The organism is Sphaerisporangium perillae, from assembly GCF_023276435.1.
In the GTDB taxonomy this organism is placed as follows: Bacteria; Actinomycetota; Actinomycetes; order Streptosporangiales; family Streptosporangiaceae; genus Sphaerisporangium; species Sphaerisporangium perillae.
This window is the reverse complement of the sequence record NZ_JALLPO010000014.1, coordinates 139,938-152,028: the sequence shown is the minus strand read 5'-3', so window position 1 is coordinate 152,028 and position 12,091 is coordinate 139,938. Positions and strand designations below refer to the sequence as shown.

The 12,091-nt window shown below is 69.1% G+C and carries 12 protein-coding genes; 6 read left to right on the top strand and 6 right to left on the bottom strand.

Annotated elements, in window-relative coordinates; all coding sequences use genetic code 11:
- Positions 1-49: 49 nt before the first annotated feature.
- The gene (locus MYF83_RS15980) at positions 50-382 is read right to left on the bottom strand and encodes a winged helix-turn-helix transcriptional regulator (RefSeq protein WP_248961138.1); all 333 of its coding nucleotides are present in this window, start codon (positions 380-382) and stop codon (positions 50-52) included.
- Between the two features lie 144 nt (positions 383-526).
- On the opposite strand from MYF83_RS15980, the gene MYF83_RS15975 reads away from it, so the two are divergent.
- Both MYF83_RS15975 and MYF83_RS15970 read left to right on the top strand, forming a co-directional pair.
- Positions 527-1,111: an NADPH-dependent FMN reductase gene (locus MYF83_RS15975; RefSeq protein ID WP_248961137.1), complete on the top strand. Its 585-nt coding sequence runs from the start codon at positions 527-529 to the stop codon at positions 1,109-1,111.
- A 165-nt stretch (positions 1,112-1,276) separates the two neighbouring features.
- Positions 1,277-3,100 (top strand): serine/threonine protein kinase, encoded by a 1,824-nt coding sequence (locus MYF83_RS15970; RefSeq protein ID WP_248961136.1) that lies wholly within the window; start codon positions 1,277-1,279, stop codon positions 3,098-3,100.
- A 228-nt stretch (positions 3,101-3,328) separates the two neighbouring features.
- On the opposite strand, the gene MYF83_RS15965 is transcribed toward MYF83_RS15970, so the two are convergent.
- Together MYF83_RS15965 and MYF83_RS15960 are read right to left on the bottom strand one after the other, a co-directional pair.
- Entirely contained in the window at positions 3,329-3,835 is a 507-nt protein-coding gene (locus MYF83_RS15965) for a pentapeptide repeat-containing protein (RefSeq protein ID WP_248961135.1), read from the bottom strand.
- 108 nt (positions 3,836-3,943) lie between these two features.
- Entirely contained in the window at positions 3,944-5,449 is a 1,506-nt protein-coding gene (locus MYF83_RS15960) for an MFS transporter (RefSeq protein WP_248961134.1), read from the bottom strand.
- A 131-nt stretch (positions 5,450-5,580) separates the two neighbouring features.
- Here MYF83_RS15960 and MYF83_RS15955 point away from each other — a divergent pair, with 131 nt between their 5' ends.
- Complete coding sequence (locus MYF83_RS15955; protein WP_248961133.1) at positions 5,581-6,183, top strand: TetR/AcrR family transcriptional regulator; 603 nt, start codon at positions 5,581-5,583, stop codon at positions 6,181-6,183.
- Between the two features lie 103 nt (positions 6,184-6,286).
- Positions 6,287-6,871 carry a DJ-1/PfpI family protein gene (locus MYF83_RS15950; RefSeq protein ID WP_248961132.1) on the top strand — a complete coding sequence of 195 codons (585 nt, stop codon included), beginning with the start codon at positions 6,287-6,289 and terminating at the stop codon, positions 6,869-6,871.
- Positions 6,872-7,001: 130 nt separating this feature from the next.
- Here MYF83_RS15950 and MYF83_RS15945 read toward each other — a convergent pair whose 3' ends face one another.
- From MYF83_RS15945 to MYF83_RS15935, 3 genes are all read right to left on the bottom strand, one after another.
- Complete coding sequence (locus MYF83_RS15945; protein WP_248961131.1) at positions 7,002-7,811, bottom strand: SAM-dependent methyltransferase; 810 nt, start codon at positions 7,809-7,811, stop codon at positions 7,002-7,004.
- A 290-nt stretch (positions 7,812-8,101) separates the two neighbouring features.
- Positions 8,102-8,575, bottom strand: a complete 474-nt coding sequence (locus tag MYF83_RS15940; protein WP_248961130.1) for a pyridoxamine 5'-phosphate oxidase family protein — start codon at positions 8,573-8,575, stop codon at positions 8,102-8,104.
- An 86-nt stretch (positions 8,576-8,661) separates the two neighbouring features.
- The gene (locus MYF83_RS15935) at positions 8,662-9,519 is read right to left on the bottom strand and encodes a universal stress protein (protein WP_248961129.1); all 858 of its coding nucleotides are present in this window, start codon (positions 9,517-9,519) and stop codon (positions 8,662-8,664) included.
- A gap of 383 nt (positions 9,520-9,902) precedes the next feature.
- Here MYF83_RS15935 and MYF83_RS15930 point away from each other — a divergent pair, with 383 nt between their 5' ends.
- Positions 9,903-10,568, top strand: coding sequence for a DUF4352 domain-containing protein (locus MYF83_RS15930; RefSeq protein ID WP_248961128.1), 666 nt, complete (start codon positions 9,903-9,905; stop codon positions 10,566-10,568).
- Positions 10,569-10,690: 122 nt separating this feature from the next.
- The gene (locus tag MYF83_RS15925) at positions 10,691-12,070 is read left to right on the top strand and encodes a vWA domain-containing protein (protein WP_248961127.1); all 1,380 of its coding nucleotides are present in this window, start codon (positions 10,691-10,693) and stop codon (positions 12,068-12,070) included.
- Positions 12,071-12,091 lie beyond the last annotated feature (21 nt).

The window sequence follows — 12,091 nt, the reverse complement described above, 5'->3', positions numbered from 1 at the left end:
CGGGGGCCGAGGGGGGACTCGGCGGGGTGTCGGCGGGGTGTCGCGGCCCCTACTTCGGAGCCGGGGGAAGCGGGACCCACTTGTGCGACCAGTTGATGAGCGCCTCGACGACGGGCTCGAGCTCGTGGCCCTTGTCGGTGAGGTGGTACTCCACCTGGACAGGGGAACTGGCGATCACCCGCCGCTCGATGATCCCCTCGGTCTCGAGCCGGCGCAGCCGCTGGGCGAGCATGGTGTCGCTCACCCCGTCGATCGCCTGCTTTATCTCGGCGTACCGATGCCGACCGGTGAACAGGGCCCGGATGATGGCGCCCGACCAGCGCGCGCCGATGAGCTCGACGGCGATGTGGAACCGGGAGCAGATCGGGTGCGGTTCAGTCATGCCGTCCTCAACATTCCCGAGTCCCGCGGCCTTCCGTAGCCCTCACATCAGAACTGTAGTCCAGGTCACCCATTATAAGAAATACTTAGTCACTACGGTATGTTGAGCAGCGCGTCCGCACATCCTGTCAACTGAAGGAGTACCGTGTCCAAGCCGATCCTGCAGGTCGTCCTCGCGAGCACCCGTCCCGGCCGGGTAGGCAAGCCGGTGGCGGAATGGTTCGTCGATCACGCCGGCGCTCAGGGCGTCTTTGACGTGGAGCTCATCGATCTGGCGGAGGTGAACCTGCCGTTCATGGACGAGCCGAACCACCCCCGGCTCCAGCAGTACATCCACCCGCACACCAAGAAGTGGAGCGCGACCGTCGAGCGGGCCGACGCGTTCGTCTTCGTCTCCCCCGAGTACAACCACGGCTTCAACGCCGTGCTGAAGAACGCCCTCGACTACCTGCACAACGAGTGGCGGTACAAGCCGGTGGGCTTCGTCACCTACGGCGGCGTTGCCGGGGGCACCCGGGCGCTGCAGATGCTCAAGCCGGTCGTCTCCTCGCTGAAGATGGTGCCCGTGGTCGAGGCGGTCATGATCCCGTTCGTCAACCGGCTCCTCGACGATGAGGGCCGCCTGCGCCCCGACGACGTCATAAGCGACTCCGCCACCGCGATGGTCGCCGAACTCGCCAAGCTCTCCGCGGCGTTCGAGACCCTGCGGACTCCCGCCGTCCCCGCCTGATCATCAGCCCGGAGGCTGGCGCCACCGACCCGTCCGGGCCACGGAGGCCACAGCTCATCCGTGAATCTTATGCACAAGCGTCTGGCATGTGATGCGGACGCAGGTGTATGGTGATCTACGCATTAGGCGCAATTCGCCTTTGCCGTGACAGATTCCGGAGGGCGCGTGCAGCCGCTGTCGGCGGGTGATCCGCAGGAGATAGGTCCGTACCGGGTCGTGGGGCGCCTCGGGGCGGGTGGCATGGGGCTCGTCTACGCCGGCGTGGACGGCGCCGGGCGGCGGGTGGCCGTCAAGCTCGTGCACGAGGCGCTGTCCACCGACCTGGAGTTCCGGCGCCGGTTCAGCAGGGAGATCTCCGTGCTGACCGAGGTCGACGGGGCCTGCGTCGCGCGCGTGCTCGGCTCCGACTCCGGCACGGAACGCCCGTGGCTCGCCACAGAGTTCATCGCCGGCCCCACGCTCGAACAGCATGTACGAGCCGAGGGCCCGCTGACCGGCGACGCCCTGTACGGCCTGGCCGCCGGGCTGGCGGAGGCGCTGGTCGCCATGCATGCCGTGGACGTCGTCCACCGGGACCTCAAGCCGTCGAACGTGATCCTCTCCCCGCAGGGGCCACGCCTGATCGACTTCGGCATCGCCAAGGTCCTGGACGGCACCTCGATGACCCACACCGGGACGCTGATCGGCTCGCCCGGCTGGATCAGCCCCGAAGAGTACGGCGAGGGCCCGGCCGGCACCCCGGCGGACGTGTACGGCTGGGCCATGCTGCTGCTCTTCGCGGCCACCGGCGAGGCCCCCTACGGCACCGGCCGGCCGGAGGTGCTGGCCTACCGGGTACGAGAAGAAACCCCGGACCTCACGGCCGTGCCCGAGGGGCTGCGCGAACTCGGCGGCCACGCGCTGGACAAGGATCCGGAGAAGCGGCCGGCCGCCGACGACGTGCTCGCGGCGGTGACGCGGGCATGGCGCGGCGAGGAGTACGAGCAGGAGCCGGCCGCGCCGGACATCACGTCGTTCATCCAGCGCACCTGGGTGATGCCGCAGAACGCGACGTCCATCTGGCCCGAAGCGGCCGCCCCGGTCGCACTCCCCGGGCCCGGAACGTTCCAGGTCTCGGTGGTTCCCCAAGGCCCAGGAGAGCTCCCATCGCCCGCGACCAGCCAGGTGATGATCGTCGCCCGGCGGCGTGGCGGGTCCTGGCTCCACGCCTACGTGGCCACCGCCGTGGCGGTGACCCTGATCGCGGTGACCGCGATCATCGTCAACTCCGTCTCGGAACGTTCCATACAGGTCGCCGCCACAACGGCCTCCACGTCGGCGACGGCGCCTCGCTCTACCCCGGCGAGCACGACGACGACCTCCACTCCGACCCCGACCCTCGCGAAGACGGCCGTGAAGAAGCCCCGATTCAAGGGCAAGGCCGTGTCGTTCAAAGGCATCAAGATGACCCTGCCCAAGGGGTGGCGCATGTTGGAGGTCGACAAGGACTACGCCTGCATCGAGTCACCGCGCTCCCGCGGGACGAGCGGTCCATGGGATTTCGTCTGCCGCCCCGATTCAATGGTGATCCAGCTCAAGTCCACGAAGGATGATTGGCCCGGCTTCGGCATCGAGGACGCCAGGTTCGGTTTCCTGTGGGGTCAGCACGTGCCGTGCCTGGCAGGGGGCACCGTCGCGCGGGACCCCTACGGATCGTATTCCAGCACGTCGGGCGAGGCCGGTCTCTACTACGGGATCGACCCGTACAGGTCCCGGCTCGTCCACTCGGGCCTGGCGAAGATGGGCGACGGCAGGAAGGCGTTCTACCGGCAATGGCAGGTGGCCTGCGACGTCAACGTCAACCAGGCGTACACGATGAAGATCTGGCATCTGCCGCAGTCGAAGGTGTCGCTCTACGTGCTCAGCGCCCTTCCCGCGGACGCCAAGGGATACCGGCAGATCATCGCCTCGGCCGACCTGCTCGGATACAAGCACGCGGCCAAATTGTGAAGCACCTGTCGTCTGCGACGGCGGGAATGCCAGAGCGGACTCGAAATCAGGGCCGCCTGGTTCAATGTCCGTATTGTCGCTGACGGCGGGCGCGTTAGTTGTCCTATTGAGGATGAAGGGGCCGCTCGGTGAGCGTGTGGTATGGGCCACACGGTTCCGGAGTGGACCGCTTCTCTCCGAACTTGGTCGTCGAGTCGGTCACGGCCACCTTCCGGATCTCGTCAGGCGTCATCCCGAAACACTTCGCAGATCCGCGCCACGCAGGTCCGCTCCGGACAGGTTCGCGCCGCCCAGTTGGGCGTCGTACAGGTCAGCGGAACGCAAATCTGCTTTGCCCAGGTTCGCATCGGTCAGATTCGCTCTGGTGAGGCACGCAGCCGCCGCGTTGGCCGAAGTCAGGTCCGCGGCCCACAGGCCGGCGAAGGTGAGGTCCGCGCGAGTCAGGTCCGCGCGGCTCAGGCGTGCCTTGGACAGCTCAACGCGGGGGAAACGCGTCTCTGAGAAGTCTGCGAGCGCGTCTCCCTGGACGGTCAAGGACGAGGCGATGGTCAGGGCCTCGTGGACGTCGGACGGCAGCCGTTTGATCGTCCGGGTCAGATAAAGATCGCGCAGCGGCGCGGTGCACTGTGACGCCGGTGGTCGTGTTGTGTAGAAGTCATGGTTACGGACGAAGGCGGCGAGGACGTTCCGTATGGTGAGGCGGTCCTTGGGAGAATCGGCGGCGATGCGCTGCAAGGCGTAGATGGCACCGAGTCGCACGTCGGCTGTCGGGGAGGCGAGTTGCTCGACGGCTTTGGTGTACCAAGATCAGACGTCCTGGAGCAGCCTGAAGATGACAGGCGGCTAGGGGGTCTCGGAGTTGAGGAGTCTTTCGACGTCGCGGTCGTGCGCCTCGATCTCGGCCTTGGCCGCCTTCGGGCTCCATTTGCCGACCAGCGGCAGCATGAGGGGGATGAATATGATCTGCGCGGCCACGCAGATCCAGAACCAGGTCTGCCACTGGCCGGGCGCCGCCGCGGCGGCGCTCTTGATCTCGGCGAGCTTCTCCAGCAGGGCGGCCGACGGGTTGGCGCCGGCGGCCTTGGCCGCCTCCAGGTACGCCGGAGCCTCGACCAGCGCGTTCATGCTGCTGACGACGTAGGGGACGAAGAACAGGGACGCGGTGACCACCATGCGCAGGATCCAGCCCCACACCGCCAGGCCGGTCGCCGTCAGCGCGGGGTTGCGGCGTTCGATCGTCTCGGTGAACGCCGCCATCCACGGCGCGTAGGCGATGGCCAGCCCCGCGGCCAGGATGCTGATGATCACCACCAGGGCACCGTAGCCGGTCTCGGGATGGGTGGCCCTGGTCAGGAAGACGATCGTCATGGCGACGGAGATGACGGTGCCCAGGACCATGAACGGCTTGCGGACCCGCAGCCGGTCCGACACGATTCCGGCGATCACCAGCACGACCCCGTCGATCGCCCAGTACCAGGTGTTGAGGCCGTTGGCCTCCGAGGTCGAGAAACTGAAGATCGTCGTCAGGTAGATCGTGAAGAAGGCGACCGCGGTGTAGTAGATCAGCAGGAAGATCGAGATGCCGAGTGCCGGCGCGACGATGTCCCAGCGCATCATCTGGCGCCACGGATGGGACAGGTCCACGTTGTGGAGCTTCGCCCGCGCCTCGATGATCGCGCGGTCCCGCATGCTGATCATGACCTGGTCGCGCAGTCCCGGGGAGAGCTCGCGCAGGCCGAAGAAGGCGATGACGAACATCAGCAGACCGACCACACCGACGATGTAGAACTGGCTCTGCCAGGTCTGCAAACGGGTGAGCGTGGCGTTGGCCACGGCGCTGACCACCAGGCTGCCCGCCACCGGCCCGAGCGTCCAGAAGCCCATCGCGGTGGCGCGGCCCAGCTGCGGCGAGAAGTCCCGGACGAGGGCGGGCGTGGCGACCAGGATCACCCCCTCGACGACCCCGATGACGCTGATGAGCACCGCGAAGACGAAGGCGCTGGGTGCGACGGGAACGAGGAACATCAGCACGCCCGTCACCAGCAGGCCGTAGGTCACCAGGTTGGCCCGGCCCCAGCGGTCGGCGAGCCCGGCCGCGAGCGAGCCGAACGCGCCCACCAGGTTGGAGACGACGAGGATGTTGACGTAGTAGGTGAACGACATCTTGAAGTGGGCGAGGATCAGTGGCGCGACGCCGCCACCCACGTAGAGCTCGTAGTAGAGGACGACCGTGGCGAGCACCGCGACGACGAGATACCGCATGCGCGGCCCTGTGTCGGGATAGGTGTCGAGCTGCCGGTTCCACCAGCGACCGGCGACCGAGGGGCCGGGCTCGGACATCGTGACCATGGACGCTCCTGACCAGCCTCGCCCGGATGCCGTTCGCGGGGGGACTTATCGCGCAGGTAAACAAGCGTTCATTCAGTCGTACGCCGCCGCGGATACTGCGTCAAGAGCTGGTCATGAGCGAGACTTGACGCATGACCGAGACCCCGGCCGCCCGGCAACTGGCGGCGGCCGCCGTCGACCTCTTCTACCGCCAGGGCGCCAAGGCCACGACGGTGCGGGAGATCACTCAGGCCTGTGGGCTCACGGCGGGCTCTCTCTACAACCACTTCGTCTCGAAGGAGGAACTCCTCTACACCGTCGTCAGGGACATGCATCTCGGGCTGGAAAGGGAGGTGGAGCGAGCGCAGTCGGCGGCTCCCGACCCGACCGGCCAGCTGATCGCCATCGTGCGGGTCTACGTGGACCAGCACGCGCGGCACCGCAAGTCCTCCCGGGTGGCGAACGTCGAGTACACCCTCCTCAACGCAGAGCGGCGAGCCGAGATCGTCGACATCCGCAGGCGCCTTCGCGACCGGCTCACCTCCGTACTCCTCGCCGGCCAGGCGACCGGCGCCTTCGACCTCGGCGGTGACGCTTTCGACGGTGCGGACCGGAGCACCGCGACGCTGGTGGCCACGGCCATTCTGGACATGTGCGTCCACGTCAGCGCCTGGTTCCATGAGGGCAGGCCGCTCTCCACGGCCGAACTCCAGGAACGCTACGTCCTTCTCGCGCTGCGCATGGCGGGCTCCTGAAGGTCCCACCCACTGAGGCTCGAGGCTCCTGAGGTCCCGCCACTGAGGCTCGTGAGGCTCCTGAGAGCGATTATCCGGTTGCCCTGGTTGAGAGGATCAGAGCATGACGCGAATTGGGATCTTCCTGTTCGAGCAGGTGGAAGAGCTGGACGCTGTGGGTCCGTGGGAGGTCTTCGGGATGTGGGCGAAGGCCTGCCCCGAGGAGGCGGAGCTCGTCGCCTTCGCGCAGGCGCCGGGCCCGGTCCGGGCCGCGAAAGGGCTGACCCTGCATGCCGACCATGGGATCGACGACGTCGGCCGGCTCGACGTGCTCGTACATCCTGGGGGCGCCGGAACCCGGCCGCAGCTGAAGGACGCCGGTCACCTCGCGTGGGTGCGCGATCAGCGTTCCCAGGTTCCGTTGATGGCCAGTGTGTGCACCGGGTCGCTGGTGTACGCCGCCGCGGGATTGCTGGAGGGGCGCCCGGCGACCACCCACTGGGGCAGCCTGGATCGGCTCGCCGAGCTGGACCCGAGCATCGACGTACGTCGTGCGGACCGGTTCGTGGACGACGGTGACGTGGTCACCTCGTCCGGCGTCTCCGCCGGGATCGACATGGCCCTGCACCTGGTGGCGCGGCTCGCCGGGGCGGATCGCGCCAGACAGGTCCGCCGCAACATGCAGTACGACCCCCAGCCGCCGATCTGACGGAGCGGGGAGACCCGATCTGCCGGAGCGGAGACCCGACGCGCCGCACGTCTTCGACGCCCTCCGGCCCGACACCACCGCGGTGATCATCATGGAGCACATCTGAGGCCGCGGCCGGACGGCTAGGACCCTACTTCCGGCCGACGGCGCAGAACTCGTCCATCTCGCGCAGGCCATGGAGGTCGAGGAACTCGGGCTTCCACTTCGGGCACGAGACCACGCCGGGCTTCACCAGTTCCAGCCCGTCGAAGAAGGCCGCTATCTGCTCGGGGTCGCGCAGGTGGTACCGGGACGGGGCGACCACGTTCCACTGCCGCACCGCCTCGATCACCCGGTCGCCGGTGACGACACTCGTGCTGTGGGTGATGGCGAGGTAGCTGCCCGCGGGTACGGCGTCCAGCAGCCGGGTGACGATCGACTTGGCCTCGTCGTCGTCGCCGATGAAGGGCAGGATGCCCAGCATGATGATCGCGACCGGCCGGGTGAAGTCCAGCGTCCGGGCCGCCGCCCGCACGATGGCCTCCGGGTCGCGCGCGTCGGCGTGGACGTAGTCGGTCCTGCCCTCGGGGGTGCTGGTGAGCAGCTTCTGCGCGTGCGCCAGGACCAGCGGGTCGTTGTCGGCGTACACGACGCGGCACTCGGGTGCCGCGCGCTGCGCGACCTCGTGGGTGTTGTCGAAGGTGGGCAGGCCGGTGCCCACGTCCAGGAACTGCCGGATCCCCGCCTCTTCGGCGAGGTAGCGGACGGCGCGCCCCAGGAACGCCCGGGAGTGGCGGGCGATGTCGACGATCTCCGGCAGCACCGTCATGGTCTGCTCGCCGGCCTCGCGGTCCACCGGGTAGTTGTCCTTGCCGCCCAGCCAGTAGTTCCAGATGCGGGCCGCATGCGGCACGGCCGTGTCGATGGCGGGCCGGTCGGGGGTCGTCGCGTCGTCTGTCACCGGGGACTCTCCTGCCCTGCGGGATGCGCAACATCCGCGTGTTGGTACCCGGTGATCATCGCACCCGGACACTCCGGTCGTGCGGTGAATGGCGTGAGAGCACCCTGGCATTCACGCCGGTCGGCCACGCTCGACCGCTGACCGGCCGGCGCCGGCCCCCTCCCCGCCGGGGGACTTCGTGAGATCACCCTGGGGTTCACGCCGGTCGGCCACTGACCGGCCGGACGGCGCCGGCCCCTCCCCGCCGGGGGGACGGGGCGCGGGCGACCGATCGCGCCCGTCCGGGGACGTCATTTGCGGCGGACCACCCGAAGACCGGCGCCCTCGTGCCACATCTCGATCACCAGTTGGTCCCCTTCGACGTGCGTGAGGACGACCTCGGTGACATCGATGCGGAACAGATGGAAGTCCTGCCCGGGCGGGCCGCCGTAGCTCTCTCGCACCTGCCGGTCGGTGATCTCGACGGCTTTTCCGGCGAGCTTGGCGTCACCGCTCCACGCGCCCGGGTCGGCCTCGTCAGGATCCTCTGACGCGCTGTGGATCGCCACCCGGGGGTCCCGGCGCAGGTCGAGCGCCTTGAGCGCCCCGAGCATCGAGCCCAGCCAGACCTCACCCTCCTTGAACTCCACCTCGGTGCCGCTGATGCGCGGCGAGCCGTCTCTGCGGAGTGTGGCCATCGTCTTGTGCTTGCTCTTCCCCATGATCGCGACCACTCGGGCGGCCAGCTCGAGGATCTCCTTCTCGATCTCCTGCCATGAAGCCATGGCACCATCGTGCCGTCCGCCACCGACATTTCCGCGCGGACGGCACGGGGGCTTGCTCGGCTACGGGCCGCCTGGTCGTCACACGCTCAGTGCCGGACGACCACGACGGGGCCGCGCGCGTGATGGGCCACGGCGTGCGCGGTGGATCCCAGGCCGAACGAGGCGCGGGTGCCGGCATGGGCTCCGATGATCGTGAGGTCATGAGCCGCCGACGCCTCGATCAGGGCCTTCGCCGGGTGTTCGCGGACGACCTGCTGAGTCAGCGTGACGTCGGGGTTCTTCTCCCGCCAACCGGCGATGACCTCGGCGAGCAGGAGCTCCTCCTCCCGGCCGACGGCGTCGATGTCGTACACGACGGGCAGTATGTCCCCCGGGGCGCTGGAGGGATGGGTCCAGGCATGGAGGACCCGAAGGGCGGCGCCGCGCGACTCGGCCTCCCGGAACGCGAACTCCAGAACGGGCTGCTGGTCGGGCCGCCCGGTCACACCCACGACGATCTCTCCGCGCTCGCGGTCGTGCCGCTCCCGCACGACGGCCACCGGACATGGTGCCCGGGAGGCGACGTACCGGCTCACGGAACCGAGCAGCAACTCGGTGAACCCGCCGCGCCCGCGGTTCCCCATCACGACCAGCCATGCTCCTTCCGCGGCGGCGACGAGCGCCTCCGATGGCGCGCCATTGACGATCTCGGCACTGACCCGCACGTCCGGATGGCCGGCCCGGGCCCGGTTGGTGGCCCGCTGGAGCAACTCCTGCGCGGCCTCCGCCTCCTTCGGCCCCCAGTGTTCCGGCTGCGGGACCAGCGGGACGTGGTGGGTCCACTGCAGGGCCGCGTGGATGATCCGCAGCGGCGCGCCATGCAGCGCGGCCTCCGCCCCGGCCCACGCGACGGCCTCGAGCGAGGACGGCGACCCGTCGACGCCGACGACGATCGGTTCTCTCATGACGTTTCACCTCTCGCTCCCGTACGCGACGCGACGCGACGCGACGCGGCACGGCACGGCACCGGCATCCGGCATTCCGGGTACTCGGCATCCGGGCATCCGGCCGGCGGATGAAGCACAGCACAGGATCACGGCCTGCACCGGCACGCCTGTGTCCCATCCCCTGGAAGGTCACGGCGAAAACGCAAGACGTGCCGAGCTCGAACACAGGAACATCGGCACACACGCTCCGGCGACTTCCCGTAAGCCACGAACGCTTTTATTGTGCATTCGATTCACATGTGCTCTACTAGCTGCATCACGGCGTTGCCGGCTCTCGCGCGAACAGAGCCTGCCGGCCGCGCCGACCGCGTGATCCCTTCCCCTTCGTCAGGAGCTTCGTCATGCATGGAAACCAGCGAAACGAGGGACCGCCGCAGCAGCACGGCTACGCGCAGCCGTACCCGCAGACCGTGATCGTGCAGAAGAAGGGCGGCGGGTGCCTGCGCGCGTTCCTCATCGGGGCCGCGGTGATGGCCGGGCTCATCATCCTCGGCTCGCTGCTCCGCGGAGGCGCTTCGAGCGACGGGACGTCCGAGGACACCGGCAGCGCGGCGGAGTCCGCCGCGTCCTCCACGTCGCCGAAGAAGCAGGCGAAGCCCGAGCCCGAGCAGCCCGGCGTCGGCGACGTCGTCAAGGACGGCAAGTTCGCCTTCAAGGTGACGAAGGTCGAGAAGGGCCTGCCCCAGGTCGGCGAGGGTTTCACCGTCTCCAAGGCACAGGGCCAGTACGTGCTCGTCCACATCACGGTGAAGAACATCGGTGACGAGGCTCAGCTCTTCACCGACTCGGCGCAGAAGCTGCTCGACACCAAAGACCGCCAGTACGACGCGGCCACCGGGGCCGCCGTCATGGGGCTGGAGAACTCCAACGCCTTCCTGAAGAACATCAATCCGGGCAACTCCGTACGCGGCATCCTGCTCTTCGACGTGCCGAAGAACTTCAAGCTCAGAGCCGTCGAACTGCACGACTCGATCTTCTCCGACGGCGTCGCGGTGACCCTGTCCTGACCTCCCGCGCGGCTCCGACCACAGGCCGCGCGCCCACCTTCGCAGCACAGACCGCGCGCCCGCCTCCCCCGCCTTCCTCTCCCCACCGACAGGACCCTCTCCCCACCGACAGGACGAGTGCCATGCACGTCACCGCACACCTGGATCTCGACGTGGTCCCCCTGGACCAGGACGACGAGGTCACGATCCTGGTGCAGATCACCGCCCCGCCGCCGGCACGCGCCGGGAACCGGCCGCCCGCCACCCTCCAGGTCGTCCTTGACCGCAGCGGATCCATGAGCGGCGGCCGCCTCGAAGGAGCCCAGCGCGCCCTGATCTCCCTGATCGACCGGCTGGACCCGTCCGACGACTTCGGCTTGGTCAGCTTCGACGACACCGCGCGGGTGGAGGTGCCCGCCGGCCCGCTCGCCGACAAGGCGGCCGCCAAGCGCAGGGTGGCGGCTCTCGTGCCCGGCGGGTCCACGGACCTGTCGAGCGGATTGCTGCGCGGCATCCAGGAGGCCCACCGGAGCGCGGCCGGCCGCGGCGCGACGCTGCTGCTGATCTCCGACGGCCACGCCAACATGGGCGTCACCTCCCCCGCGCGGCTCGGCGAGGTCGCCATGGCGGCCCACCGGCAGGGCGTCTCCACGACCACCCTCGGGTACGGCCTCGACTACGACGAGACCCTGATGGCCGCCATCGCCGACTCCGGGGCGGGCAGCGCCCTGCACGCCGAGGACCCGGACACGGCGGGACGGCTGATCGCCGAGGAGGTCGACGGCATCCTGGCCAAGACGGCCCAGGCGGCCTCGCTGACCGTCACCGCCCTCGCGCCCGGCACTCAGGTGATCGTCTACGGCGGGCCGCCCGGGCATCGGCTGCCCGACGGGTCGATCATGACCGAGCTGGGCGACTTCTACGCGGGCGAGACGCGCAAGACGCTGCTCCGGCTGGTACTCCCGGGCATGTCGGCGCTCGGCCCGGCCACCGTCGCGCGGCTCGCCTTCACCTACGTGGACGCCGGGACGCTGACCACGTACACCGTCACCGTCCCGGTCACCGTCAACGTCCTGCCCGGGGACGAGGCGGCGGGCCGTACGCCGGACCTGGTGGTGCGGGCAGAGCGCCTTTTCCAGGACGCCCAGGACGCCAAGCGGCAGGCCGCGGAGGCCATACGCCGCGACGACGTCGCCGCGGCCGAGCGGCTTCTCGCCTCCGCCCGCGAGGAGCTGGAGAGGGGGCTGGCCTGGGCGCCGAACGCCGAGGAACTGGCCGCCGAGGTGCGGGAGCTGCAGGGGTTCGCCCGCGACGCCTACATGCACCGCAAGCGGGTCTCCAAGGAAGCCCTCGCGAGCTGGCACCGCGGCACCCGCAAGCGCGGCCGCCCCTCCCCCGACCCCAGTCACCCGTCCGGCGAGCACCCCTCCCCGGGACCCGGTGACCCGTCCGGCGAACGCCCCTCCTCCAGACCCGGCGACTCCTCCGACGATCCATCCAGCGATCCGTCCGATCAGGGCTGAGCACGCAAAGCAGCACACCCC